This window comes from Dactylosporangium sp. CA-052675 (assembly GCF_050947935.1).
GTDB lineage: Bacteria > Actinomycetota > Actinomycetes > Mycobacteriales > Micromonosporaceae > Dactylosporangium.
Window position 1 is genome coordinate 8852918 of record NZ_CP192010.1, and the last position, 24302, is coordinate 8877219.

The 24302-nt window shown below is 72.1% G+C and carries 27 protein-coding genes; 16 read left to right on the forward strand and 11 right to left on the reverse strand.

The genetic code is table 11. The annotated features are described in order from the left end of the window. Window positions 1-26: 26 nt before the first annotated feature. Window positions 27-626: an aa3-type cytochrome oxidase subunit III gene (ctaE, locus tag ACQP1P_RS39630; RefSeq protein WP_433079243.1), complete on the reverse strand. Its 600-nt coding sequence runs from the start codon at window positions 624-626 to the stop codon at window positions 27-29. An 86-nt stretch (window positions 627-712) separates the two neighbouring features. Here ctaE and ACQP1P_RS39635 point away from each other — a divergent pair, with 86 nt between their 5' ends. The 6 genes from ACQP1P_RS39635 (at window position 713) to ACQP1P_RS39660 (ending at window position 4924) form a co-directional block, all read left to right on the forward strand. After that, a complete protein-coding gene (locus ACQP1P_RS39635; protein WP_433079245.1) occupies window positions 713-1708 on the forward strand; it encodes a cytochrome c oxidase assembly protein in 996 nt (331 codons plus the stop codon). After that, the gene (locus tag ACQP1P_RS39640; protein WP_433079247.1) at window positions 1705-2100 is read left to right on the forward strand and encodes a hypothetical protein; all 396 of its coding nucleotides are present in this window, start codon (window positions 1705-1707) and stop codon (window positions 2098-2100) included. The genes ACQP1P_RS39635 and ACQP1P_RS39640 overlap by 4 nt, the downstream gene beginning before the upstream one ends. A 70-nt stretch (window positions 2101-2170) precedes the next feature. Next, complete coding sequence (gene trpD / locus ACQP1P_RS39645; RefSeq protein ID WP_433079249.1) at window positions 2171-3232, forward strand: anthranilate phosphoribosyltransferase; 1062 nt, start codon at window positions 2171-2173, stop codon at window positions 3230-3232. A 47-nt stretch (window positions 3233-3279) separates the two neighbouring features. Next, on the forward strand, window positions 3280-4035 hold the full coding sequence (locus ACQP1P_RS39650) for a hypothetical protein (protein ID WP_433079251.1): 756 nt from the start codon (window positions 3280-3282) through the stop codon (window positions 4033-4035). Between the two features lie 57 nt (window positions 4036-4092). Beyond that, a complete protein-coding gene (locus ACQP1P_RS39655) occupies window positions 4093-4275 on the forward strand; it encodes a hypothetical protein (RefSeq protein ID WP_433079253.1) in 183 nt (60 codons plus the stop codon). A 79-nt stretch (window positions 4276-4354) separates the two neighbouring features. Then, a complete protein-coding gene (locus ACQP1P_RS39660; protein ID WP_433079255.1) occupies window positions 4355-4924 on the forward strand; it encodes a phospholipase in 570 nt (189 codons plus the stop codon). A 51-nt stretch (window positions 4925-4975) separates the two neighbouring features. Here the strand turns inward: ACQP1P_RS39660 and ACQP1P_RS39665 are convergent, their stop codons facing one another. Continuing rightward, complete coding sequence (locus tag ACQP1P_RS39665) at window positions 4976-5419, reverse strand: cytochrome c oxidase subunit 4 (RefSeq protein ID WP_433079257.1); 444 nt, start codon at window positions 5417-5419, stop codon at window positions 4976-4978. A 13-nt stretch (window positions 5420-5432) separates the two neighbouring features. Next, window positions 5433-6311: an aa3-type cytochrome oxidase subunit II gene (gene ctaC / locus ACQP1P_RS39670; RefSeq protein ID WP_433079259.1), complete on the reverse strand. Its 879-nt coding sequence runs from the start codon at window positions 6309-6311 to the stop codon at window positions 5433-5435. A gap of 145 nt (window positions 6312-6456) precedes the next feature. On the opposite strand from ctaC, the gene ACQP1P_RS39675 reads away from it, so the two are divergent. After that, the gene (locus tag ACQP1P_RS39675) at window positions 6457-7539 is read left to right on the forward strand and encodes a cysteine desulfurase family protein (RefSeq protein WP_433079261.1); all 1083 of its coding nucleotides are present in this window, start codon (window positions 6457-6459) and stop codon (window positions 7537-7539) included. Between the two features lie 77 nt (window positions 7540-7616). Beyond that, window positions 7617-7787, forward strand: a complete 171-nt coding sequence (locus ACQP1P_RS39680) for a sulfurtransferase TusA family protein (protein WP_433090306.1) — start codon at window positions 7617-7619, stop codon at window positions 7785-7787. Window positions 7788-7893: 106 nt separating this feature from the next. Here ACQP1P_RS39680 and ACQP1P_RS39685 read toward each other — a convergent pair whose 3' ends face one another. The 5 genes from ACQP1P_RS39685 to ACQP1P_RS39705 all read right to left on the reverse strand — a co-directional run bounded on the left by ACQP1P_RS39685 (window position 7894) and on the right by ACQP1P_RS39705 (window position 11698). Then, on the reverse strand, window positions 7894-8322 hold the full coding sequence (locus ACQP1P_RS39685) for a DUF4395 domain-containing protein (protein WP_433079263.1): 429 nt from the start codon (window positions 8320-8322) through the stop codon (window positions 7894-7896). A 234-nt stretch (window positions 8323-8556) separates the two neighbouring features. Next, the gene (locus tag ACQP1P_RS39690) at window positions 8557-8970 is read right to left on the reverse strand and encodes a TlpA family protein disulfide reductase (protein ID WP_433079264.1); all 414 of its coding nucleotides are present in this window, start codon (window positions 8968-8970) and stop codon (window positions 8557-8559) included. Between the two features lie 48 nt (window positions 8971-9018). Beyond that, entirely contained in the window at window positions 9019-9999 is a 981-nt protein-coding gene (locus ACQP1P_RS39695; RefSeq protein WP_433079266.1) for a carbohydrate kinase family protein, read from the reverse strand. A gap of 118 nt (window positions 10000-10117) precedes the next feature. Further along, window positions 10118-10486 carry a HesB/IscA family protein gene (locus ACQP1P_RS39700; RefSeq protein WP_392812907.1) on the reverse strand — a complete coding sequence of 123 codons (369 nt, stop codon included), beginning with the start codon at window positions 10484-10486 and terminating at the stop codon, window positions 10118-10120. A 93-nt stretch (window positions 10487-10579) separates the two neighbouring features. Next, a complete protein-coding gene (locus ACQP1P_RS39705) occupies window positions 10580-11698 on the reverse strand; it encodes a glycerate kinase family protein (protein ID WP_433079268.1) in 1119 nt (372 codons plus the stop codon). Window positions 11699-11754: 56 nt separating this feature from the next. On the opposite strand from ACQP1P_RS39705, the gene nadA reads away from it, so the two are divergent. The 4 genes from nadA (at window position 11755) to ACQP1P_RS39725 (ending at window position 15438) form a co-directional block, all read left to right on the forward strand. Then, window positions 11755-12918, forward strand: a complete 1164-nt coding sequence (nadA, locus tag ACQP1P_RS39710; RefSeq protein ID WP_433079270.1) for a quinolinate synthase NadA — start codon at window positions 11755-11757, stop codon at window positions 12916-12918. Between the two features lie 194 nt (window positions 12919-13112). Beyond that, complete coding sequence (gene murA / locus ACQP1P_RS39715; protein ID WP_350615016.1) at window positions 13113-14456, forward strand: UDP-N-acetylglucosamine 1-carboxyvinyltransferase; 1344 nt, start codon at window positions 13113-13115, stop codon at window positions 14454-14456. A 23-nt stretch (window positions 14457-14479) separates the two neighbouring features. Beyond that, on the forward strand, window positions 14480-14767 hold the full coding sequence (locus tag ACQP1P_RS39720; protein WP_433079272.1) for a hypothetical protein: 288 nt from the start codon (window positions 14480-14482) through the stop codon (window positions 14765-14767). A gap of 50 nt (window positions 14768-14817) precedes the next feature. After that, entirely contained in the window at window positions 14818-15438 is a 621-nt protein-coding gene (locus ACQP1P_RS39725) for a DUF3043 domain-containing protein (RefSeq protein WP_433079274.1), read from the forward strand. 321 nt (window positions 15439-15759) lie between these two features. On the opposite strand, the gene ACQP1P_RS39730 is transcribed toward ACQP1P_RS39725, so the two are convergent. Beyond that, complete coding sequence (locus ACQP1P_RS39730; RefSeq protein ID WP_433079276.1) at window positions 15760-16653, reverse strand: hypothetical protein; 894 nt, start codon at window positions 16651-16653, stop codon at window positions 15760-15762. A 1431-nt stretch (window positions 16654-18084) separates the two neighbouring features. Between ACQP1P_RS39730 and ACQP1P_RS39735 the strand changes: the two genes are divergently transcribed. Both ACQP1P_RS39735 and ACQP1P_RS39740 read left to right on the forward strand, forming a co-directional pair. Next, window positions 18085-19617 carry a WG repeat-containing protein gene (locus ACQP1P_RS39735; protein ID WP_433079278.1) on the forward strand — a complete coding sequence of 511 codons (1533 nt, stop codon included), beginning with the start codon at window positions 18085-18087 and terminating at the stop codon, window positions 19615-19617. Window positions 19618-19644: 27 nt separating this feature from the next. After that, the gene (locus ACQP1P_RS39740; RefSeq protein ID WP_433079280.1) at window positions 19645-20643 is read left to right on the forward strand and encodes an aldo/keto reductase family protein; all 999 of its coding nucleotides are present in this window, start codon (window positions 19645-19647) and stop codon (window positions 20641-20643) included. Between the two features lie 3 nt (window positions 20644-20646). On the opposite strand, the gene ACQP1P_RS39745 is transcribed toward ACQP1P_RS39740, so the two are convergent. Together ACQP1P_RS39745 and ACQP1P_RS39750 are read right to left on the reverse strand one after the other, a co-directional pair. Beyond that, the gene (locus ACQP1P_RS39745; RefSeq protein WP_433079282.1) at window positions 20647-21441 is read right to left on the reverse strand and encodes a site-2 protease family protein; all 795 of its coding nucleotides are present in this window, start codon (window positions 21439-21441) and stop codon (window positions 20647-20649) included. 2 nt (window positions 21442-21443) lie between these two features. Then, window positions 21444-21644 carry a hypothetical protein gene (locus tag ACQP1P_RS39750; protein ID WP_433079284.1) on the reverse strand — a complete coding sequence of 67 codons (201 nt, stop codon included), beginning with the start codon at window positions 21642-21644 and terminating at the stop codon, window positions 21444-21446. A gap of 95 nt (window positions 21645-21739) precedes the next feature. Between ACQP1P_RS39750 and ACQP1P_RS39755 the strand changes: the two genes are divergently transcribed. Both ACQP1P_RS39755 and ACQP1P_RS39760 read left to right on the forward strand, forming a co-directional pair. After that, the gene (locus ACQP1P_RS39755; RefSeq protein ID WP_433079286.1) at window positions 21740-23566 is read left to right on the forward strand and encodes a bifunctional adenosylcobinamide kinase/adenosylcobinamide-phosphate guanylyltransferase; all 1827 of its coding nucleotides are present in this window, start codon (window positions 21740-21742) and stop codon (window positions 23564-23566) included. Further along, window positions 23554-24282, forward strand: coding sequence for an adenosylcobinamide-GDP ribazoletransferase (locus tag ACQP1P_RS39760; protein WP_433079288.1), 729 nt, complete (start codon window positions 23554-23556; stop codon window positions 24280-24282). The genes ACQP1P_RS39755 and ACQP1P_RS39760 overlap by 13 nt, the downstream gene beginning before the upstream one ends. The last annotated feature ends 20 nt before the right edge of the window (window positions 24283-24302 follow it).

Below are 24302 nucleotides of genomic sequence, written 5' to 3' on the forward strand. Positions count from 1 at the left end.
GCGTGACGGGGCCCGGATGCGGCGACCTACTGCAGGAAGTAGATCATCGCGAACAGCGCGATCCAGACCACGTCGACGAAGTGCCAGTAGTACGACACGACGATCGCCGCCGTCGCCTGGGCCGGCGTGAAGCGCCCCATCGTCGTGCGGATGAGGTAGATGACGAATGCGATGAGGCCGCCCGTGACATGGAGGCCGTGGAAGCCGGTCGTCAGGTAGAACATCGAGCCGTACCCGTCACCGTTGATCTTCACACCCTCGCCCACGAGGTTGCGGTACTCGTTCACCTGGCCGAGCACGAAGGTCAGACCCATGATGAACGTCAGCGCGAACCACCGGCGCAGGCCGTGCACGTCACCGCGCTCGGCGCGGAACACGCCGATCTGGCAGGTGATGGACGACAGCACGAGGATGACGGTGAACGTCAGGGCATAGGGAATGTTCAGCGCCTCGGTGTGCTTCTCCCAGAGCTCCGGCGCAGCCGCGCGGATCGAGAAGTACATCGCGAAGAGCGCCGCGAAGAACATCAGTTCGCTGGAGAGCCACACGATCGTCCCGACACTGACCATGTTGGGCCTGGTCAGTGAGTGGATCTGGCTCTTGGCAATCGCTGGGGCCGCAGTCACAGCGCCATTATTGCCCCCGATCATCGCCGCGTTTGCGCGGGGTCCACCAGACACGGACGATTCGTGCGGCGGCATAGTGTGGACACGTGCTCCAAGCTGCCGAATCAGGTCCTCCGACCGCCACCGCGATCCTCGGGTCGTTCCACGTCTCGTGGCTGACGCTGGTGCTGCTCGCCGCCGCCGGGCTGTACCTGGCGGGGGTCGTGAAGCTGCGCCGGCGCGGCGATCGCTGGCCGCTCGCGCGGACCCTGTTGTTCCTGTTCCCGGGACTGGGAGCCATCGCCTCTGTCACGATGAGCGGAGTCGAGGAGTACGACACGACGCTGCTCAGCGTCCACATGGTGCAGCACATGGTGCTGTCCATGATCGCGCCGATCTTCCTGGCGCTGGGCGCTCCGGTGACGCTGGCGCTGCGCACGCTGCCGGCCGGCGGGCGCCGGGCCCTGCTCGCGGTCGTGCACTCGCGGGCGGCGCGCATCCTGGCCTTTCCACTGGTGGCGTTCGGCTTCTTCGTCGTGACGCCGTTCGTGCTCTATTTCACGAATCTGTACGAGCTCACGATGCGCCACGAGTGGTTCCACGAGGTCACGCACGCGCATTTCATCGCGGTCGGCTGCCTGTTCTTCTGGCCGCTGATCGGGCTGGACCCGCTGCCGGGGCGATGGCCCTATCCGGCCCGCGCGCTGCTGATGTTCCTGTCCACGCCGTTCCACACGGTGCTCGGGCTCACGATCATGCAGAGCCGGACGCTGCTGGGCGGGGACTGGTATCCGTCGCTGCACCTGAGCTGGGCCGATCCCGTGGCCGACCAGGTCCTCGCGGGCGGGATCCTCTGGGCCGGCGGCGAGTTCGTCTCGGTGACGATGCTCGCGGTGCTGGTCGTGCAGTGGATGCGCCAGTCGGACCGGGAGGCCAAGCGCATCGACCGGCGCCTCGACCGGGAGGAGCGGCTGTCGCGGGAGGAGGCGGAGTGGTCCGCCCGCACGGGAATTTCCATAGCCCCTGACGGGGCACCGACCGCGAAACTCGAGGACGGTACGATCCCGGAGGCAGACGCCACACGAGGAGCAGCGCGCACATGAGCGAGCACATTGTCCTGCTGTACAGCGACGACGCCGAGGTCCGCGACCGCATGCGGCTGGCCATCGGCACCCGCCCCGCGGCCGACCTGACGGTGAAGTTCGTCGACGCGTCGACGTACGCCGAGGTCGTCAAGCTGGTCGACGACACCGACGTCGACCTGCTGGTGCTCGACGGCGAGGCCACGCCCGGCGGCGGCCTGGGCATCGCCCGGCAGCTCAAGGACGAGGTCAGCGACGCCCCGCCGGTGGTGCTGGCCATCGCCCGCGCCGCCGACCGCTGGCTGGCGTCCTACGCGAAGGTCGAGGGCACGATCATGTACCCGCTCGACCCCGTGACCACCGGGGAGACCGTCTCCGGCCTGCTCCGCGCATACCCCGCCATCCGCCGGTAGAGCGCTGCGGCGCACCGGCAGCGCCGCCGGTGCCGCACGCGGGCGCCCAGTTCCCCCTCTGGAGGCCGCCATGGGCGACCGCACCTGGCCGACGCTGCTCACCGCCCTGCTGCGCGGGGAGGACCTGTCCACCGAGGACACGCGGTGGGCGATGGGCGAGATCTTCTCCGGCTCCGCCACGCAAGTGCAGACCGCGGCCTTCGTGATCGCGCTGCGGGCCAAGGGCGAGACCCCGGCCGAGGTGGCCGGGTGCGCGGAGATGATGCTGGAGTTCGGCGCGAAGGTGCCGGTCTCCGACGCGCTGCGCAACGCGGCCGTCGACATCGTCGGCACGGGCGGCGACCGGGCGAACACCGTGAACATCTCGACGATGGCCGCGGTCGTGACCGCCGCCGCCGGGGTGCCCGTGGTGAAGCACGGCAACCGGGCCGCGTCGTCGTCGACCGGCGCCGCGGACCTGCTCGAGCGGCTCGGGGTGACCATCGACCTGGGCCCGCAGGACGTGGCGCGCTGCGTGGACGAGGTCGGCATCGGCTTCTGCTTCGCCGCCCGGTTCCACCCGGGGATGCGTCACGCGGGTGTACCGCGCCGTGAGATGGGCGTGCCGACGGTGTTCAACTTCCTCGGCCCGCTCACGAACCCGGCCCAGCCGACGGCGGCCACGATCGGCTGCTTCGACCTGCGCATGGCCCCGGTGATGGCCGACGTGCTCGCCGGGCGCGGGTTCTCGGTGCTGCTCGTGCGCGGCGAGGACGGCCTGGACGAGTTCACGACCGCGGCCCCGACCCGCGTGTGGGTGGTCGGCGGCGGCACGGTCACCGAGACCCTGTTCGACAGCACCGACCTCGGCCTGGCCCGCTCCGCCCCCGGCGACCTGCGCGGCGGCGACTCGGAGCACAACGCGGACGTGGCCCGGCGGATGTTCGCCGGCGAGCCCGGCCCGGTGCGCGACGCGGTGCTGCTCAACGCGGCCGCGGCGATCGCGGCGCGGGCCGGCGGGCTGACCGTGGCGGACCTGGGCGCGCAGCTCAAGGCGGGCCTGGACCGGGCGGCCGCGGCGGTGGACTCGGGAGCGGCGACGGCCCTGGTGCAGCGCTGGACGGCGTTCAAGCCGAATCCGTCCGAGGGGTAGTACGAACTCGGACATAACCAGCGGTGTATCTCCACCGTTGTTGAGGCATGGCCGAACTGCCGCGTAACAACCCCAAGAAGGCGATGCTCTCCGCGCTCGTGGCGGGCGCGCTGACCATCGGCTTCGCCGGCATGATGGCGAAGTCGTGCGGTGCGCCGGTCAAGCAGCAGGCGGAGGCGGCCAACCAGGCCCTCGAGATGGTCGACTCGCTGGCCTCGCGGCTGGTGCTGGGCCTGGACACGGACGCGACGCTGCAGTACGCGACGCCCTCCGGCGCCATCGTGACCGTCTCGCAGTCCTCGCCCCGGCGGGCGTACCGCAGCGGCGGCGTGACCTACATCTCCAGCCCCGACGGCACGTACCTGTGCACAACCGGGGCCGCCCCGTCGCCCGCCAAGGGCAAGAAGCCGCTCAGCGCGCCGGTGACGTGCCAGGAGGGGCCGGGGGCGGACACCATGTCCCCCACCGAGGCCAAGGCCATCAGCGCGGCGTTCGGGGGCGAGTTCCTGGCCCCGGAGGCGGCACTGGGGCGCCTGGCCACCATCGCGCAGGGGCAGGCGGCCCGGGCCGGGGCCTCCAAGCGCGGCGACGCGCAGTGCGTGTCGGTCACCGCGACCGGCATCCGCACGGAGACGGCCTGCGTGAATCCGGGTGGGCTGCTGGCGTACTTCCAGGGCACGTCCGACGCCGGGAGGACCACCGAACTCGTGTTGCAGTACACCACCCCCAGCGTGAGCGAAGAGGCCTTCGTGCCGCCGAAGACGACCGCGGCCCCCAAGGCGTCGGCTGCGGCCAAAAAGTGACCTGACACGCGGGCGGGCATCCACGGCGCGAGGCGGCTCCGGTGGGACGGTGTCGGCATGGAGCTGCACTGCGACACCTGCGGCCAGGTGCGGATCTTCGAGAAGCCGGTCTGCGCCGACCACCCGCGCTCGTCCTGCCCGGACTGGGCCTGCACGGCCTGCGACGGCGCCATCGTGGTGGCCCCGGTGATCCTGCTCATGGATCGCCGGCCCCGCGTGCTGCTCCGCAAGGCGGCCTGAACTCCCGTTCAGCTCTCGGCAAGGACCGCTCGGCGCAGGAAGCCGCCGCGCGTCACATCGACGCGAAACAATCCCGGCCATGAAGCTCCGCCGCCTCACGGCGCGCCTGGGCACCCTGTCCCTCGCCGCGCTGCTCCTCGCGGTGGGCGTCGCCACCGACGCTCACGCCGCCGTGCCCGCCGACAAGCCGGCCGTCATGGCCTCCTGGTCCCAGCCGAACGCCGGCAGCTCCAGCGCCTGGAACACGGCCCGCCAGCACCAGTCCCAGTGGGCCGCCTACGGCTTCGACTGGACCACCGACTACTGCTCGTCGAGCCCCGACCAGCCGCTCGGCTTCGACTTCCGGCTGCCGTGCCAGCGGCACGACTTCGGCTACCGCAACTACAAGGCCATCGGGGCCTTCCCGGCGAACAAGAGCCGCGTCGACGACGCGTTCTCCTTCGATCTCAAGGCCAAGTGCGCCACCTACAACGCGTTCGTGCGCCCGGCCTGCACGAGCCTCGCGTGGACGTACTACCAGGCCGTGTCCGTCTTCGGCAGCGTGCGGCTGTCCGACGCGGCCCTGGACAAGGCCTCCGACCTGCTCGCCAAGGGTCAGCGCGCCCAGGCCCAGGCCCAGGCCCAGGCCCAGGCCGCGGCCCGCGCGTGAACGACAGAGGGCCCCCGGTCACCCGGGGGCCCTCTGTCGCGTTGCTCGTGCCTAGTGCTCGGCGCCGCGGCGGGTGCCGGTGTAGTACTCGAACATCAGCCCGCAGGTCGCGACCAGCACCGAGATCAGCCCGACGGCCACGAGCCACCACTGGTCGAACGCCAGGCCGAGGCTCGCGATCATCGCCGAGAGGGCCAGGCCGAACGGCCAGTAGCTGCCCGGGCTGAAGAAGCCCAGGTCACCGGCGCCCTCGGCGATCTCCGCCTCCGGACGGTCCTCCGGACGCGGCGCGATACGCCGCGAGATGATCCACAGGGCGCCGCCGATCATGGTCAGTAGCAGGCCCGACAGGATCAGCGCCACGACGCCGATCCACTCCACGCCGTGGTGCCCGGACTGCTCCTGCGGGGCCGCGCTGGTCCACCAGCCGTAGAGGCCGGCCATCGCGAACACGAACAGGGCCAGCACGAAGAAGAGACGATTCTCCGCCTTCATCGCCGTTCGCCTCTCAGCTCGAGGACCGCTTGGTGCGGTCGGTGTCGAACGGGTGGGTCGTCGTCGCGTAGCCGTGGTTCGGGAAGCCCAGCGAGTCCAGCGCCTCGGGGGTGCTCTTGCCACCGGTCCGCAGCGCGAGGTACTGCGAGTACTGCTCCGGGCTCACGACGCGCAGCTCGAAGTTCATCATCGAGTGGTACGTGCCGCAGAGCTCGGCGCAGCGGCCGACGTAGGCGCCCTGGGAGTTGTCCTTGAGCCGGATCTCGAAGCGGTTCTCCACGCCCGGGATGACGTCGCGCTTGAACAGCACGTCCGGCACCCAGAACGAGTGGATGACGTCCTTCGAGGTCTCCTTGAACTGCACGCTCTTGCCCGCCGGCAGCACCAGGACCGGGATGTAGTCGTCCGAGCCGACCGTCGTGATCGGCTTGCCGTCCGGGCCCTTGGAGTCCGTGTAGACGAACTGCCAGTTCCACTTCGAGGCGATGACCTCGACGTTGACGTCCGGGTTCTTGGAGAGCCGGTCGACGTCGGTCTGGATGACCGCGGTGTAGAAGAACAACACGGCGATGACCACGAAGGGCGCCACCGAGTAGAGAATCTCGAACGGCATGTTGTAGCGCGTCTGCGGGGGCAGCTCGTCGCCCCGCTTGCGGTACCGCACCACGCACCAGAAGATCAGGCCCCAGACGAACACGCCGACGGCGAGCGCCGCGACGACCGACCCGATCCACAGGTCGTACATCCGGTCACCCTGCTCGGTGATGCCCTTGGGCCACCCGAAGCCATGGAACGTGTCCTCGACGGAGCAACCGGCGAGCAGTGTCGTCGCCCCGATGGCCGAGACGGCGAGCCCGATGGCGCGCGCGGGGCTCAAACCTCTTGAGACCACCTGCTCCTGCCTCCTTAGCAGCGCCGGAAAGCCCTCTTCAGGAGCTTCGCACGGCAAGCCTCACCAACGCTGGCGAGCGTACTCGACCATGTGCGGTCCGCCCGGCTTGGGGTGGCCGTGTCCGGGTCAGGATACCGTTGCGCGGGTGGGCGTCTACTTGGACTCGGCGACCGCCGCTCCCCCGAATCCCGTTGCGCGGCAAGCATTTCTCGCCGCGATCGAGGACGGCTGGGCCGACCCCGGCCGCCTCTACACCCCGGCCCGGCGGGCCCGCCGGCTGCTCGACGCCGCCCGGGAGACCGCGGCCGGGGTCCTGGGGGTGCGCCCCGACGAGCTGCGGTTCACGGCGGGCGGGACGGACGCGATCCGGCGCGCGGTGGCGGGCGTGCGCCGCTCCCGGGGCCGGCGGCTGGTGGTGCACAGCGCGGTCGAGCACTCCGCGGTGATCAAGGCGGCCGGCGCCGACGCGGTCTCCGTGCCCGTCTCCCGCACCGGCGTGGTCGACCTCGCATCGCTGCGAGCCGCGGTCTTTTCCCCGGAAGTGGCCCTGGCGGCCGTCCAGAGCGCGAATCATGAGGTGGGGACGGTGCAGCCGGTCGCCGCGGCGGCGCAGCTGTGCGCCGAGGCCGGGGTGCCGCTGCTGGTCGACGCCGCGCAGTCGATCGGCCGGACGGCCCTGCCCACGGGCTGGTCGCTGCTGACGGGCAGCGCCCGCAAGTGGGGCGGGCCGGCCGGGGTCGGCCTGCTGGCGGTGCGCAAGGGCACCCGGTGGGAGCCGCCCTGGGACGACGCGGAGGCGGACGTGCCCGCGGTGGTCGCGGCCGCGGCGTCGCTGCGGGCCGTCGCCGAGGCGGCCGAGGAGGAGTCGGTACGGCAACGAGCCCTCGTCGAGGAGATCCGCCGCACGGTCGCGGCCAGCGTGCCCGACGTGGAGGTCGTCGGCGAGCCCGACGAGCGGCTGCCGCACATCGTCACCTTCTCCTGCCTGTACGTCGACGGCGAGGTGCTGCTCACGGCGCTGGACCGGGCCGGGTTCGCGGTCTCGTCGGGCTCCGCGTGCACGTCGGACACCCTGCGGCCCTCGCACGTGCTGGCCGCGATGGGGGTGCTCACCCACGGCAACGTGCGCGTCTCGCTCCATAGTGGAGTCTCCGCCGAGGACGTCCGCGCGTTCCTGGCGGTGCTCCCCCGGGTGGTCGCCGAGGCCCGGGCGGAGGCCGGGCTGTGAGCGGTCCGGAGCCGAGCGGAGGTCGTGTGAAGTTGGTCATTGACGCTCTGGGTAAGCGGTGTCCGCTCCCGGTGATCATGCTCGCGAAGGCGGCCGCGGGGCAGGAGCCGGGGACCGAGATCGCGGTGCTGGCCGACGACCCGGCCGCGGCGGTCGACATCCCCGCCTGGTGCCGGATGCAGGGCCACACGTTCGTCTCCACCGAGGGCGACCGGCACACGGTGCGCCTGCGGGCCTCTAGAGGCTGACCGCGACCCGGTCCCCCGCGGCGCGACCATCCCACGACACGTCCACGCGGACATCACGGGGCACACCGGCCCCATCCGCTACCCGGCGTCACGGGGCGATCACGGGCTACGCGGCGGGCGTGCCCGCGCGCAGACGGCGGATGAGCAGGTAGGCCTCGCACCCCAGGCACAGCCCGAAGAAGCCGTTGAGGAACGCGGCGACCAGGGCGAACGCGGCGAAGACGATGCCGAGGACGGTCGCGCCGCCCAGGTAGCCGGCGACGGCGACCACGGTGAAGAGCAGCCCGACGGCCTGGGCGAAGCGGACGGGGGCCGGGTCCTCGCGCTCGGCCGGCGGGCCGAGCCGCGGGGCGACGAGGTGGCGGTAGAGCAGCGCGTACGGGGTCAGCCGCGGGTCGTAGGCGCCGACGGCGAAGACCACCGCCTGGGCGAGCGCGAGCCAGCCGGAGCCGGTGAGCAGGACGACCACGAAGACGACCGTGGTGATCACGGCGGCGAAGCGCGGGCCGCGGGGATCGAGTCCGCCGGCCCTCATGCCGCCACCTCCCCCGCGCTCGGAACCGCTCATGCCGTCACCTCCCCCGCGCTCCGGACCGCTCATGCCGTCACCTCCGCAAGCTCCGGCGCCGGCATGAGGACACTGCGTGCATGATGAGCGGCCCCTCCGCTTCGCTGCGGACCGCTCATGCCGTCACCTCCGCAAGCTCCGGCGCCGGCATGAGGACACTGCGTGCATCATGAGCGGCCCCTCCGCTTCGCTGCGGACCGCTCATGCGGCCAGCACCTCCGTGACGGTCCGGCGCAGGTCGGCGCGGTCGGGCACGCCGACGGTGCGGCGGGCGACGCGGCCGTGGCGGTCCACGACGAGCAGGGTCGGCAGCCGCCAGATGTCCAGGGACTTCACGGCGTCGAGGTGGGCGTCGGCGTCGACCTCGACGTGCCGTACCGCGGCCAGGTCCTGAGCCAGGTCGGCGCAGACGGCCCGGACCCGCCGGCAGGGGGCGCAGGTGGCCGAGGTGAAGTGCAGCAGGGTGACACCGGGCGGGCCGCCGGCCGGATCGGCGTCGGGCAGCAGGCCGGGCGGCAACTCGCCGCCGGAGACGCGGAGGCGACCGTAGCGGGCCCGGTAGACCAGGCCGGCCACGGTCGCCGCGGCGAGCACCGCCAGGACCACGTACGTCACGGCGGCAACGATACCCCGATCCCTACCTAATCGATAGGGATAGCAAGGTCACGCGGGGAGGAAGGGGCGGATCTCGTCGGCGGCGGCGTCGCCGTAGGTGTCCGCGATGCGCTTGGTGAACTCGTCGCGCTGGATCGCGTACTCCTGCGGCCCGACGGTCTCGAGGACCAGGGCCGCCACCATCGAGCCGACCTGGGCGGCGCGCTCGAGGCTCAGCCCCCACGACAGGGCGGCGAAGAAGCCGGAGCGCCAGCCGTCGCCGACACCGGTCGGGTCGACGGTCTGCACGCCGCGGACCGCCGGCACCCGGACCTCCTCGTCCAGCTTGCGGCTGCGGATCACGGCGCCGTCCTTGCCGAGCGTGGTGATCAGGAAGTCCACCTTGTCCAGGAGCACGTCCGTGGTCAGGCCCGTCTTGCTCTCCAGGAGCTCCTTCTCGTACTCGTTCGTGAGCAGGTAGGCCGCCCCGTCGACGAGCTTGCGGATCTCCTCCCCCGGCATGATCGCGAGCTGCTGGGAGATGTCCGCGGCGAAGGCGATGCCCTGCTCACGGCACTCCTCGGTGTGCCGGATCATGCCCATCGGGTCGTTCGCGCCGATGATCACCAGGTCGAGGCCGCCGGAGCGGGCCGCGACCGGCCCGAGCTCGATGTTGCGGGCCTCGGACATCGCACCCGCGTAGAAGGAGGCGATCTGGTTCATGTCGTCGTCGGTGGTGCACACGAACCGGGCGGTGTGCGCGACCTCACTCACCAGGATCGAGTCGCAGTCGACCCCGTGGCGGGTCAGCCAGCTGCGGTAGTCGGCGAAGTCGGCGCCGACCGCGCCCACCAGGATCGGGCGCAGGCCGAGCAGGCCCATGCCGAAGGCGATGTTGGCGGCGATCCCGCCCCGCCGCACCGTCAGGTCGTCGACGAGGAACGACAGCGACACCTTGTGCAACTGGTCGGCCAGGAGCTGCTCCGCGAAGCGGCCCGGGAAGTGCATCAGATGGTCGGTCGCGATCGAGCCGGTGACGGCGATCTTCATAGGAGATCCTCGATGAGTCGGGCGGGTGAGAGCCCCGACAGCCTACCCGCAGACACGCGACGGCCGCCCGGGCGCTGCCCGTGGCGGCCGTTCAGAGGCGTGAAGCCGAGCGTCGGATCTAGTGGAACGAGTCGCCGCAGGCGCACGAGCCCTGGGCGTTGGGGTTGTCGATGGTGAAGCCCTGGGCGTCGATGCGGTCGGCGAAGTCGATCGTCGCGCCGGTCAGGTAGGGCACGCTCATGCGGTCGACGACGACCTCGAAGCCGTCGTAGGTGCTGACCTTGTCCCCGTCGAGCGAGCGCTCGTCGAAGAAGAGCTGGTAGCGAAGGCCGGAGCAGCCACCGGGCTGCACCGCGACGCGCAGCCGCAGGTCGTCGCGGCCTTCCTGCTCGAGCAGGCCCTTCACCTTGAGAGCGGCATCCGCGGTGAGGCCGATGCCGGCCGGGTTGTCCGTCTGAACGGGCTCGGCAAGCTGCGAAGCGGTCACGATCAAAGCTCCCTGCGGTGATGTCTACAGTTCCTCAGAGGTCAACGCCGCGGCCTCCGGGGGCATTCCCCTCTCATACTGACACGGTTTCTGCTAACGGCTCCACTGCCGGGCGAGACGTTGTCCGAGTTCACGCAGGCCGTCCCCCGGCCGCTCGAGGGCCGTGGCCACGCTGCCGAAGTGCTCGACCAGCGAGTGCGCCTCGGTGACCCCGATGGACGCGGCCTCCCGGCGGCCGGCGTCGACCCGCCCGGCGAGCACCACGCAGGGCACGCCCAGATCACGTGCGGCGTTGGCCACACCGGCCACGACCTTCCCGCGCAGCGACTGCTCGTCGAAGGAGCCCTCACCCGTCACGACCAGGGAGACCTTCTCCAGCTCGCCGTCGAGGCGGGTGAGGCGCCGCACGAGCCCGATGCCCGACTCGACCCGCCCGCCCAGGGCCAGGATCGCCGCGCCGAGGCCGCCCGCCGCACCGGCGCCGGGAAGGTCCGCCAGGCCCTCCGGACAGGTCGCGAGCGTCTGCAGTACGGCGCTGAAGCGCTCCAGCGCCCCGTCCAGCACGAACACGTCTTCCCTGCTCGCGCCCTTCTGCGGGCCGTAGACCGCGCTCGCGCCGCGCAGCCCCAGCAGCGGGCTGTCGACGTCGGTGGCGGCCACGAGCCGCGCCTCGCGCAGCCGGGGCGGGCCGCTCAGCGCGGTGCACGCCGCCAGGGCCGCGCCGCCGTACGGCAGCGCATAGCCGGCCGCGTCGAGCGGGGCGGCCCCGAGGGCGGCGAGCAGGCCGGCCCCGGCGTCGTTGGTCGCGCTGCCGCCGAGGCCGATCACGACCTCGCGGGCGCCCGCCTCGACCGCGGCGAGCACGAGCGGGCCCAGCCCGAAGCTCGTGGTGTGGGCGGGATCACGCTCGTCCTCGGCGAGCAGGTGCAGGCCGCAGGCCTCGGCGCTCTCGACGTACGCCACCTCGCCGTCGAGCAGCACGTGCCCCTCGACCGGCCGGCCGAGCGGGCCGGTGGTCGGCACCGCGAACCGCCTCGCCCCGGGCAGCGCCGCGGCGAGGACCGCGCCGAAGCCCGGCCCGCCGTCCGACAGCGGCCGCAGGACCAGCTCGTCGCCGGGCTTCTCGGCGCGCCAACCGGCGGCGAAGGCCTCGGCGGCGTCGGGGGCCGAGATCGTGCCGGCGAACTTGTCCGGGCACACGAGCACACGCATCCGGTCATTGTGCACGTCACAGTTGCCGGGGTGACGCAGCGTGGGACGATCGAAGGGTGACCTGGGCTGAACCATCGTCAACCGCCACCGCACTGCTGCTGCTGGGCCGCGGCACCGACCCCGACACCGAGAAGGGTGTCGAGTGCCCCGGCGATCTGCCCGCACCGAGCGACCCCGGCCTGGTCGAGCGCGCCCGCGCCGCCAAGGCCGCCCTCGGCGACCGCGTCTTCGTGCTCGGCCACCACTATCAGCGCGACGAGGTGATCCAGTTCGCCGACGTGACCGGCGACTCCTTCAAGCTCGCGCGCGAGGCCGCCGCCCGGCCCGACGCGGAGTACATCGTGTTCTGCGGCGTGCACTTCATGGCCGAGAGCGCCGACATCCTGACCTCGGACGCGCAGAAGGTCGTGCTGCCGGACCTGGCCGCGGGCTGCTCGATGGCTGACATGGCCGTCCTGTCGCAGGTCGAGCAGGCCTGGGAGCGGTTCGTGGACCTCGGCATCGCCGGTGACGTGGTGCCCGTCACCTACATGAACTCCTCGGCCGACATCAAGGGCTTCGTCGGGCGCAACGACGGCGTGGTCTGCACCTCCTCGAACGCCGAGACCGCCCTGCGCTGGTCGTTCGAGCAGGGCAGCAAGGTGTTCTTCCTGCCCGACCAGCACCTCGGGCGCAACACCGCGGTGCTGAAGATGGGCTTCGAGCTGGCCGACTGCGTGCTCTACGACCCGCACAAGCCGGGTGGCGGGCTCAGCGACGAGCAGCTGCGCGGGGCGAAGATGATCCTGTGGCGCGGGCACTGCTCGGTGCACGGGCGCTTCTCGCTCGACGCGGTGGAGGACGTGCGGGCCCGGGTGCCCGGCGTCAACGTGCTCGTGCACCCCGAGTGCCGGCACGAGGTGGTGAACGCGGCGGATTTCGTGGGCTCGACCGAGTACATCATCCGGATGATCGACGACGCTCCGGCCGGGTCGTCGTGGGCGGTCGGCACCGAGCTGAACCTGGTCCGGCGCCTGGCGCTGGCGCACCCGGACAAGCAGATCATGTTCCTGGAGCGCAACGTCTGCTACTGCTCGACGATGAACCGCATCGACCTGCCCCACCTGGTGTGGGCGCTCGAGGAGCTCGTCGCCGGCCGCGTGCCGAACCAGATCACCGTCGATCCCTCCACCGCCCACTTCGCGCGGGTGGCCCTCGATCGCATGCTGGCGCTGCCGTAGTGCTCACCTCGTGATCACTCTCTGTGGTGATCCGTGTCGGAGTCCCGTCTTCGTGCCACGCCTGACGTGCGGCCGACTTTTGCATGCAGTAGATGTGGATATGCTGCGCGGGCGACGCGGTGCGCGTTCCCGCGCTTGCGTCACGCTGCGTGTCAGCGCCAAGCATCTACGTTCCTGCCTGCAGGAGGGGTTCCGTGACCAACTACGACGCCGGTGACGTCCTCACCGTGCACGGCGGCACGCCGCTCAACGGCGAGCTCCGTGTGCGCGGCGCCAAGAACCTCGTCTCCAAGGCGATGGTCGCCGCACTGCTCGGTGAGACCCCGAGCCGGCTGTACGACGTCCCCGCGATCCGCGACGTCGAGGTGGTCACGGGCCTGCTCGAGCTGCACGGCGTGAAGGTCACGCGGGGCGCGCTCGACGGCGAGTTCGTCTTCGACACCTCCGACGTCGAGTCGGCCAACGTCGACGAGATCAACGTGCACGCCGGCTCGAGCCGCATCCCGATCCTGTTCTGCGGCCCGCTGCTGCACCGCCTCGGCCACGCCTTCATCCCCGACCTCGGCGGCTGCAACATCGGCGGCCGTCCCATCGACTTCCACATCCAGGCGCTGCGCGAGTTCGGCGCGGTCGTCGACAAGTCCGAGAAGGGCATGGACATCACCGCGCCCGACGGGCTGCACGGCGCGAAGCTGCACCTGCCCTACCCGTCGGTCGGCGCCACCGAGCAGATCCTGCTCACCGCGGTGCGCGCCGAGGGCGTCACCGAGCTGCGCAACGCGGCCGTCGAGCCGGAGATCATCGACCTCATCTGCGTGCTGCAGAAGATGGGCGCGATCATCAAGGTGCACACCGACCGGGTCATCGAGATCCAGGGCGTGCCGCGCCTGACCGGCTACAGCCACCGGCCGATCCCCGACCGCATCGAGGCCGCCAGCTGGGGCGCGGCCGCGCTGGCCACCCGCGGCGACGTGTTCGTCAAGGGCGCGCGGCAGTCCGACATGATGACGTTCCTGAATCTGTACACCTCCGTCGGCGGCGCGTTCGAGATCGACGACACGCCCGGCGAGGGCGGCATCCGCTTCTGGCACCCGGGCGGCGAGCTCAAGGCCGTGGCCATGGAGACCGACGTCCACCCGGGGTTCATGACGGACTGGCAGCAGCCGATGGTCGTGGCGCTGACCCAGGCCCGCGGGCTGTCGATCGTGCACGAGACCGTGTACGAGCGGCGCCTCGGCTACACCGCCGCCCTCAACCAGATGGGGGCGACGATCCAGACGTACCGCGAGTGCCTCGGCGGCACCCCGTGCCGCTTCGGCCGGCGCAACTTCATGCACTCGGCGGTCATCGCCGGGCCGTCCAAGCTGCACGCGGCCGACCTGGTGATTCCCGACCTGCGCGCCGGGTTCAGCCACCTGATCGCGGCGCTGGCGGCCGAGGGGACCTCCCGGGTGTACGGCGTGAAGCTCATCCAGCGCGGCTACGAGGACTTCGAGGGCAAGCTGAACGCGCTCGGGGCGCACGTCGAGCTCGGCTGAGCCTGCCCTTCCCCGTTCTGCTGGTGCCGCTCTCTGTCGGCTCGACGCCGCCGTCCGGGCTCGTTCCGGACGGCGGTGTCGTGTTTCGCTGCCTGTCGGCTCCCCCGCCGTCGTGCGGGCTCGTTCCGCACGGCGGCGTCCTGTTCCGCCGTCTGTCGGCTCCCCCGCCGTCGTGCGGGCTCGTTCCGCACGGCGGCGTCCTGTTCCGCCGTCTGTCGGCTTCCCCGCCGTCGTGCGGGCTCGTTCCGCACGGCGGCGGCGTGTCGCCGCGCCACCTCGCGGACGTCGCGGTGCTGAGGGATTTCGGCTGAGAGGCAGCCGACGGTGCTGATCTCCGGCGGCTTCGGCTACCCTTCGTGTCGTGCCGTCGCTGTTTCGTCGCAAGCCAGAAGAGCCCGCCGCCTCCGTCGTCGTGTCGGAGCCCGAGCCGGAGGTGGGTCCCCGGGGCCACACCCCGAGCAAGCGCGACCTCGGCCAGAAGACGCCCAAGCGCGTGATCGCGGGGCGCCGGCTGCCCGAGCCGCCCGCCGCCGACCGCAAGGAGGCGGCCAAGCGGCTGCGCGAGAAGCAGCGGCAGGAGCGCCTCGAGGCGCGCGAGGGCATGGCCAACGGCGACGAGCGCTACCTGCTCAAGCGCGACAAGGGCCCCGTGCGCAAGCTCGTGCGCGACATCGTCGACTCGCGGCGCACGATCGGCACCTTCTTCTTCGGCACCACGTTCCTGGTCATGCTGGTCGGCTTCAACCGCAACCTGAACCAGAGCATCTACCTCGCGGCCAACGCCCTGTTCCTCGTGATGCTGCTGGCCACCGCGGTCGACGGCTTCATGATCTCGCGCACCGTGAAGAAGCTCGTCAAGCAGCGCTTCCCGGACACCGACGAGCGCCTGGGATCGCTCTACCTCTACGCGATCATGCGCTCGATCTCGTTCCGCTTCATCCGCAACCCGAAGCCGCAGGTCAAGATCGGCCAGTCCATCTGACCCACCGCAGCTCGCGGACACGTTTCGGCGGCGACGGTGGCGGTGGGAGGGTGCGAGGCCGTACCCTCCCTTCGCGACCGGCCCACGATTTTCACCGGGTAGCGCGCGGCGGACGCCGACGCGTGCGGTGTGCCGGAGTGTGGCGAGGAGAGCGAAGCTGTGAGCGACGAGTACCCGGGGGAAGAGCCGGGAACCGCCGCGCCCACCTGGGCGGCCGTGCCGACGATGCCGTGGGGCCGGGTGCCGGAACAGCGCCGCGACGAGCCCGGCTCTCGCCGTCGCGGGCCTCGCGAGCAGGCTCCTGACCAGGCCGGATACGGCTCACAGGGGTACGACCAGCGCGCCTATGACGACCGGCATAGCCAGGAGCCGCGCAACGGCTATGACGACCGGCCTCATCGCGAGGCCTATGACAGTTATGACGACCGGCAGATCCGCGACGCCCGCGAGCCCGGTCGCCAACCTGGTCGCACCCCCAGCCGCGAGCCTGGCCGCGAACAGGCCTACGAGCGCGGTTATGACGACCGTCATGGTTCGGATGACCGTGACCGTGCGTATGGCGGGCGCGGGTACGACGAGCGTGGCGGCCGGGACGATCACCGCCGGCGCGAGGATGCCCGGGGCTACGACGATCGCGGGTTTGACGACCGCGGCTTTGACGATCGTGGCTCTGCCGACCAAGGCTCTGCCGACCAAGGCTATGCCGACCGCAGCTATGACGACCGCAGCTATGACGACCGGCAGAATCCCCGTGACCGCGATCCGCGCGACCGTAGCGCCCGGGACGCTCGGGACGCCCGGGGCCGTGGCCCGCGGCGCGACCTCGACGACCGGGATGACCGGGACCGTGATCCGCGCGGCCGCGACTTCCTCGACCGGGCCGGCCGCGATTCGGCCGAGCGCGGGGGCCGGGACCGTGACGTGCGGGATCGCGATCCGCGAGGCTATGACGGTCGCGCCGACCGCGGTTACGACGACCGGGAGCAGCGCGAATTCGACCGCGGGCGCGATTTTCGGGACTATGACGACCGCGAACGCCATGATCCGCGGGACCTCGACGAGCGGGACCGCCGTCAGGTGCGGGGCCGCGATGACCGGGGATACGACGACCGGGGATACGACGATCGGCGGGACGCCCGTGGCTATGAGCGTGGGGGCCGGGAGTTCGACCGTGATGCCCGGGATCGGGATCCGCGGGGTTATGACGAGCGGCATAGGCCCGCCGAGCAGGGTGGTTACCGAGAGTCGCGGGACGCTCGGGAGTTCGGGCGGGCTCCTGGGACGGCGTACGGGCGGCCCCGGAGCCGGGCGCTCGATGAGCCGACCGATGAGGTTCCGCGCGTGCGGCGGGATGCTCCTGGGCATCCCCGGAATCCGCAGGGTGGGGCGGTGGCGCCGGGGCGTTCCTCCGGGCGGGCCAGTGTCGGGGGCGAGCGGGGCGGGGTGTACGGGGCTCCGGCCGCCGACCGTGGGCAAGGCGTCTATGGGGCGCCTCGTAACGCGCCGATCAGTGGGGCTCCCATCAGTGGAGCACCCGTCAGCGGTATGCCCGTCAGCAGTGGGCCGTTGAGCAACGCGCCGATCAGCGGTGCGCCGATGCACGGCGCGAGGACCAGCGACGCGCCGATCAGCGGTGCGCCGACGCACGGTGCGAGGACCAGCGACGCGCCGATCAGCGGTGCGCCGCTGTATGGCACGCCGGGCACTGGCGGGGCGCCCCGTCATGCGCCGGTCAGCGGCGGACCGGCCCACACCGCTCCCGCCGGCAGTGCGCCGACGCACGGAGCTCCCTCCGGTGGCGGGCCGGCCCGTCATGCGTCAGTTGGAGGCGAGCCACCCCGCCATGCTCCGGTCAGTGGTGGGCCGTTGAGCAACGCACCGGTCAGCAGCGGGCCGCTCTCCAACGCGCCGGTCAGTAGCGGGCCGATGCATGGCGCTCCGATGCATGGCGCTCCGATGAGTGACGCGCCCGTGAGTGGTGGGCCGCTCTCCAACGCGCCGGTCAGCAGCGGGCCGCTCCGCAACGCACCGGTCAGTAGCGGACCGCTCGGCAATGCCCCCGTCAGCAGTGCGCCGATCGACAGTGGGCCGCTTGACCGCGGGCCGGTCGGCCGTGGATCGAGTGACCGTGGGCCGGCCGTCCCGTCCGGGCATGCCGCCGATGTGCCGCAGACGAACTCGTTCTTCGGGCCTCCGCCGGCGCGGGACCAAGCAGCCGGGGCGGCGATGCGGGACGCGCCCGTCAGCGGTGCGCCGATGCACGGCTCGAGGACGAGTGACGCGCCCGTCAGCGGTGCGCCCATGCACGGCCCGAGGACGAGTGACGCGCCCGTCAGCGGTGGACCGGTGCCCGGCGCGCCCATGAGCCAAACGCCGACCAGCAACACACCGACAGGCAACACGCCGAGAAGCAATACGTCGACAAGCAACACGCCAATGAGCAGTACGTCGATGAGTAACACGCCGATGAGCAATGCGCCTGTGAGTGGCGGGGCGCTGACCGACGCGCCCGTCAGCAGTGCGCCGATGCACGGTGGGCGCCCGAGTGACGCGCCCGTCGAGAGTGGGCGGCCGGGGCACCAGGACGGGCCCGGCAGTGGGGACTTGGGTGGTTCTGTGGGCTCGTCTGGGATTCGGGTGGAGTTCGTGGAAGTGGCCGATACGCCCCCGCCCGCGGTTGCCTCCGGCACGTCCATGGGGACCTACCAGTCCGGGCGAGTCACCGGGGCCGGTGTCGACGGGCTGCAGGCCACCGGGTACCTGCCGATCGTGCGGCCCGGGGCCGAAGGGTTTCCGCCCGAGCTCGCGGCCATCGCGCCCACCTCGCCGCCCGGGCCTCGGGCCGAGGCCGCCGAGGAGCGGGGGCCCGACCCGGAGCAGGTGCTCGCGACCTTCGTGTGGAGGTTCGACCCCGACACGCTGCGGGAGCAGATCGAGGGCGACGAGGTGACGCAGCTCACCGACATTCGCGACCAGCTCACGGCCAAGCTCAACCGGGTCGAGGACAACCCGACGCGGGCGCGGCTGCTCAGTCTTCGCGCCGTCGTCTCGCGGATTCTCGGGGACCTGCCCAAGGCGTTCGCCGACGGCAAGCTCGCGCTCGCGCACGCCGAGGCGACCGGGGAGCTGCGGCGCATCGCGATCGCGCAGGCCCGGCTCGCGCACGTGCTGCAGTGGCGGGAGGAGTTCGAGGAGGCCGACCGGCTGTTCACGCTCGCGAACTCCTCGGAGCTGCCCGATCGGCTGCGGGCCACGATGCACCAGCACTCGGGTCGGTGCGCGTACGACCAGGGGCGGTACATGGAGGCCTGCAACCACTTCGAGCGGGCCCTCGACCTGCGCAAGGAGGAGGACCCGGAGCTCATCGCGCAGACCGAGCTCGCGCTCGACGCGGTGTTCCGGCGGGTCGCGGAGAAGGGCTGGGGACCGTACCCGCGCAGCCGCGAGGAGATCCTGCAGATCCGCCGCGCCCCCTCCCCCGCGTTCGACGAGCAGACCCAGCGGTGGGGGTACATCGAGCCCGACGGCAACTTCGTGATCGGCCCCGGGTACCTCGACGTGCAGCCGTTCCGCGACGGGGTGGCCTGGGTCCAGCGGCAGGGCGCGCAGACGTGGGAGCTCATCGACGACTCGGGCCGGGTGCTGATCGAGCCGGCGGCCGGGTACATCGGCGTCGGCAGCTTCTCCGACGGGGTCGCCTGGGTCTCTCACGACGGTACGACCGGCTGGATCGCGATCGACAAGAACAACACGGTGCTCATCTCCACCGGCTTCGACGACGTGCGGCCGTTCCGGCGGGGCGTGGCCGCGGTGCGCCGCGGGCCCTACTGGGGGGCCGTGGACTCGGTCGGGCGGGTCGTGGTGCAGTTCCAGTACGACGGGTTCGCCACGGCGCTGCTCGACGGGCGCTACATCGACGGCTTCAGCGACGAGGGCCTCGCCGTCGTGTCGCTGGACGGGCGCAAGGGCGTCGTCGACCGCTCGGGCCGGGTGCTGGTGCCGCCCGTGCACCACACCATCATGATCCACCCGGTGGCGTTCCTGATCGTCGACGACTCGCAGCGCTGGGGCGCGCTCGACCGGCGCGGGCGGACCATCATCGAGGCCACGTTCGCGAGCCGGACCGGGGTGACCGACGAGATCGACCGGCTGCTCGCCGACACCCGGCCCGTCATGTAGCGACAACCCGGGGCATAGGGTCGGAGCATGGAGTTTCGACACCTCGGCCGTTCCGGGCTGCTCGTCAGCGAGATCTCATACGGCAACTGGATCACTCACGGCTCGCAGGTCGAGGCCGAGCAGGCCACGGCCTGCGTGCACGCCGCCCTCGACCTCGGCATCACGACCTTCGACACCGCCGACGTCTACGCCGGCACCCGCGCCGAGGTGGTCCTGGGCGACGCGCTCAAGGGCCAGGACCGCGACGGGCTGGAGATCTTCACCAAGGTCTTCTGGCGCACCGGGCAGGGGCGCAACGACAGCGGCCTGTCGCGCAAGCACATCATGAAGTCCATCGACGGGTCGCTGCGCCGGCTGCAGACCGACCACGTGGATCTGTACCAGGCGCACCGGTACGACCACCACACCCCGCTCGAGGAGACCATGGAGGCGTTCGCCGACGTGGTGCACTCCGGCAAGGCGCTCTACATCGGGGTGTCGGAGTGGCGGGCCGAGCAGATCCGCGAGGCGGCCGCGCTCGCCAAGGAGCTGCGCATCCAGCTGGTGTCCAACCAGCCGCAGTACTCGGCCGTCTACCGGGTCATCGAGGCCGAGGTCGTCCCGGCCTGTGAGGAGCTCGGCATCGGCCAGGTCGTCTTCTCGCCGCTGGCGCAGGGCGTGCTCACCGGCAAGTACAAGCCGGGTCAGCCGCCGCCGGCGGGCTCGCGGGCGACGGACGAGAAGTCGGGGGCCGCGTTCATCTCGCGCCTCATGCACGACGACGTGCTGACCGCGGTCCAGCAGCTGCGCCCGCTGGCCGAGCAGGCCGGGCTGTCGATGGCCCAGCTCGGGGTGGCCTGGGTGCTGCAGAACCCCAACGTGTCGTCGGCGATCGTCGGCGCGACCCGGCCCGAGCAGCTCGAGGACAACGTCAAGGCGTCCGGGGTGAAGCTCGACGCCGAGCTGCTCAAGCGCATCGACGAGGCGCTGGAGCCGATCGTGCAGCGGGACCCCGCGCTGACGCAGAGCCCCGCCGAGCGGCCGTAGGCCTCAGTAGCGGTTCCAGAAGCGGAACAGCGAGGCGCCCTGGGAGGCCTGGTAGGACGGGAGTCCTATCAGGTCGCCCAGCCAGTACACGAACTCGAAGAAGTAGTGGTTGATCTGCGGCGACCACAGCAGCGCGATCAGGATGAGCATGCCCCAGGGCGCCACGTGGTTGAAGCCGCGCTGCCACTGCGGGGACAGCCACGGGAAGATCAGGTTGCCGCCGTCGACGCCCGGCATCGGCACGAAGTTGAGCACGCTGGCGGTCAGCTGCAGCAGGGCCAGGAACGCCAGCCCCGCGAAGAACACCGGGTGCTCGCCGGTGTCCAGGCCGAACGAGAACGGCAGCACCAGCAGGATCGCCAGCACCAGGTTCATCGCCGGGCCGGCGAAGCTGATCAGGCTGTCGACGAGCCGGCTGCGGATGGCGCCGTGGTTGACCCAGACCGCGCCGCCGGGCAGGCCGATGCCGCCGAGGATCACGAAGACCAGCGGCAGCACGATCGACAGCAGCGGGTGGGAGTACTTCAGCGGGTTGAGCGTCAGGTAGCCGCGGTGCGCGATGTCGTCGTCGCCGCCCTTGAACGCGACCAGGGCGTGCGAGTACTCATGCAGGCACAGCGAGACCGCCCAGCCCGCCGCGACGAAGAGGAACACGTTGAACTGCGCGTCACCGAACTCGGCCCAGGCCATCCAGCCGCTCACGGCCAGCAGCGCGATGAGCCCCAGGAAGATCGCACTGGGCCGGAACGCCTCCCGCGGCAGCCGGCCGACCCGGCTGCCGTAGTGCCCGTACGACACCGTCAGCCCCCAGCCGGCAGCAGGCTCATCCGATACTCCGTGCGGTCGTCCTCGGTGAGGATCGCCGTCGCCGCGCCCTTGGCCACCAGGTCGCGCCAGGCCTGCCCGAGCCACGACTCCGCGTCGGACTGGCTGGAAAACGCCTCGTTGGGGCCATCGACGGGCCTGCGCTCAGCGTCTTCGAACTGCCACGTCCACGCCATGGTCACACTCCTGTCCCAGGTAGAAGACTTCGAGCGTATCGGCCGCGTGGCCCTGAGCCGAGTCCGGCCACCGGTGTCCCTCTAAAGTACGGGGCATGCGGTTGCTGGTGCTCGGAGGAATCCGGTCCGGGAAGTCGGAAGTGGCGGAGGCGCTCGTCGCCGGGGCCGGTGCGGTGCGCTATGTCGCGACCGCGCGAGAGCGCACGTCGGACGGCGGCTGGGCGGCGCGGATCGCCGCGCACCGGCAGCGCCGCCCGCAGTCCTGGGTCACCGAGGAGGTCGGCGACTCCCCCGACCGCCTGGCCGAGCTGCTGACCGGGGCGAAGAGCGAGGACACGATCCTCGTCGACGATCTTGGCAACTGGCTCTCCGCGGTGCACGACACCGCCGGCGACTGGTCGGACCCGACGGCCGCCGACGAGCCGATCGCGGCGCTGGCCGGCGCCGTGCGCTCGTGCGGCGCCGGGCTGCTGGTGCTCGTGGGGCCCGAGGTCGGCCTCGGCGTGCTGCCGGCGACCGACGCCGGGCGGACCTTCGCCGACGCGAGCGGCCTGCTCAACCAGCGCGTGGCGGCCGCGTGCGACGGCGTCGCCCTGGTGGTGGCGGGCGAGGTCTCCTGGCTGCGCGGCGGCGAGCTGGTGCAGCACGCCGGGGCGCGCGAGACCCCGAAGCCGCAGGAGCCGGCGGCGAAGCCCGTGGAGCCGTTCGTCTTCGAGTCGACCGGGGCCGGCTCGGTGCTGTCCACCGCCGACGGCGGCGACACGCTCTCGTTCTCCCCCGGCATGGAACTTCCGCTGCCGGACGAGTCGACCGCCCACGAGGCGGCCGAGCGGCTGCTCACGCTGCGGCTCAACGGCGCCGGCCTGGGCGGCCTGGTGCCCGTCGTGCGCTTCGCCGGCGGCGTGCAGGGCCGGCCCGATCCGCGCCCGTTCCAGCAGCCCCGGGTGCTCGTGCTGCGCGGCGACCGCACGGGCGGCTTCGCGGCCGGGGACTCCGCCGAGGCCGCCGACCGGCGCCTGGCCGAGGTCGTGGAGGGCAACGGCACCCTGGCCATGCTCGCCGCCGGCGCGGGCGCGAGCGTCCAGGCCATCGACTGCCCGTCCGCGGGCCCGGCCGAGGTGCACGACGCGCTGGACGACACCGGCGTGGACGCGGCGCTGACCCTGGGCTGGCGGCTGGCCGACGCGGCCGCCAACGAGGGCGTCGACCTGCTGGTCCTGGGCGCCTGCGGGGCCGGGGCGGACGCCGCCGCGGCCGCGATCGTGGCGGTGCTCACCGGTGCCGAGCCGGCCGCCCTGCTGGGCCGGGTCGTGGACTCCTCCGGCTTCGTCGACGACGCCGCCTGGATGCGCAAGATCGGGGCCATTCGCGACGCCCGGCATCGCATCCGTACGCGCAGCCGCGAACCGCACGTGATGCTGTCGATGCTGGGCGGCGGCGACATCGCGGTCGCCACCGGTGTCGTGCTCGGGGCCGCCTCCCGCCGCCTGCCGCTGCTGGTCGACGGGCCGGTCGCGATCGCCGCCGCGCTGGTGGCCCGCGACTACGGCGCCCAGACGCGGCACTGGCTGATGATGCCCGACCACGGCGACAACCCGACCGTGAAGCTGGCCGCGGACGTGCTCGGCGCGGCGCCGTTCCTGGCGCTGCGGCTCGGCCTCGGCGAGGGCGCGACCGCGCTCGCGGCGCTGCCGCTGATCAACACGGCCCTGACGATCGCGGCCGCGACGCCCCTGCGCTCGGCCATGACCGGGGACGAGACCGGGGACGAGACCGGGGACGAGGCCGGGGACGAGGCTGGGGACGGCGCCGCGGGCGACGGGCTCAGCGAGCAGGAGCGCATCGAGGCCGAGATCCAGCGGGTGGTGGCGGACTCGCCGACGGCGGAGATGCCGTACGTGAAGCCGTCGTGGGAGGACTGAGGCTCGCCCTGAGCCTGTTCACGGTCGCGCCGGTGCGCGCGGACCGGGTCGACCGGCCGACCGCGAGGGTCGCGATGCTCCTGGCCCCGCTGGCCGGGGCGCTGCTCGGGCTGGTGCTGGCGCTGCTCGCGGGCGGGCTGGTGCGGCTCGGGGCGGCGCCGCTGCTCGGCGGGGCCGTGCTCGTCGCGCTCGGGCTGCTGCTCACCCGCGGGCTGCACGTCGACGGGCTGGCCGACACGGCCGACGGGCTCGGCTCCTACGCCGGGCCCGAGCGGGCCCTCGAGATCATGAAGAAGTCCGACATCGGGCCGTTCGGGGTGGCCGCCATCGCCGCCGTCCTGCTCGTGGACGCCGCCGCCGCCACCTCGCTGCTGGCCTGGCCGCCGTTCGCCGTCGTGCTCGCGTTCGCGGCGGGGCGCCTGGGCGCGACCGTGGCCTGCCGCCGGGGTCTGCCGGCCGCCCGGACCGGCGGGCTCGGGGCGCTGGTGGCCCAGACGGTGCCGGGGTGGCTGCTGGGGCTGGTGATCCTCGTCACGGGCGGGCTCGGCGTGCTGGTCGACCCCTGGCGCGGGCCCGGGGCCGTGCTGGCCGCGGCGCTCGTCGCGTGGGCGCTCACCGCCCACGCCCGGCGGCGGCTGGGCGGCGTCACCGGGGACGTGATCGGGGCGGCCATCGAGCTGTCGACGGCCGCCGCGCTCGTCGTGCTGGCTACCTGACCGAGGACTTCAGGTGACCG

Excerpts from the sequence above, each read along its gene's own strand:
- ACQP1P_RS39640 (WP_433079247.1), top strand. The coding sequence starts at position 1,705 with ATGAGCGAGCACATTGTCCTGCTGTACAGCGACGACGCCGAGGTCCGC.
- trpD (WP_433079249.1), top strand. The coding sequence starts at position 2,171 with ATGGGCGACCGCACCTGGCCGACGCTGCTCACCGCCCTGCTGCGCGGG.
- ACQP1P_RS39650 (WP_433079251.1), top strand. The coding sequence starts at position 3,280 with ATGGCCGAACTGCCGCGTAACAACCCCAAGAAGGCGATGCTCTCCGCG.
- ACQP1P_RS39655 (WP_433079253.1), top strand. The coding sequence starts at position 4,093 with ATGGAGCTGCACTGCGACACCTGCGGCCAGGTGCGGATCTTCGAGAAG.
- ACQP1P_RS39660 (WP_433079255.1), top strand. The coding sequence starts at position 4,355 with ATGAAGCTCCGCCGCCTCACGGCGCGCCTGGGCACCCTGTCCCTCGCC.
- ACQP1P_RS39665 (WP_433079257.1), bottom strand. The coding sequence starts at position 5,419 with ATGAAGGCGGAGAATCGTCTCTTCTTCGTGCTGGCCCTGTTCGTGTTC.
- ACQP1P_RS39680 (WP_433090306.1), top strand. The coding sequence starts at position 7,617 with ATGCTCGCGAAGGCGGCCGCGGGGCAGGAGCCGGGGACCGAGATCGCG.
- ACQP1P_RS39685 (WP_433079263.1), bottom strand. The coding sequence starts at position 8,322 with ATGAGGGCCGGCGGACTCGATCCCCGCGGCCCGCGCTTCGCCGCCGTG.
- ACQP1P_RS39695 (WP_433079266.1), bottom strand. The coding sequence starts at position 9,999 with ATGAAGATCGCCGTCACCGGCTCGATCGCGACCGACCATCTGATGCAC.
- ACQP1P_RS39705 (WP_433079268.1), bottom strand. The coding sequence starts at position 11,698 with ATGCGTGTGCTCGTGTGCCCGGACAAGTTCGCCGGCACGATCTCGGCC.
- ACQP1P_RS39730 (WP_433079276.1), bottom strand. The coding sequence starts at position 16,653 with ATGCCGCTCGTCATAACCCCGCGGATCCCGATCCCGGGCATCACGGTC.
- ACQP1P_RS39740 (WP_433079280.1), top strand. The coding sequence starts at position 19,645 with ATGGAGTTTCGACACCTCGGCCGTTCCGGGCTGCTCGTCAGCGAGATC.
- ACQP1P_RS39750 (WP_433079284.1), bottom strand. The coding sequence starts at position 21,644 with ATGGCGTGGACGTGGCAGTTCGAAGACGCTGAGCGCAGGCCCGTCGAT.
- ACQP1P_RS39755 (WP_433079286.1), top strand. The coding sequence starts at position 21,740 with ATGCGGTTGCTGGTGCTCGGAGGAATCCGGTCCGGGAAGTCGGAAGTG.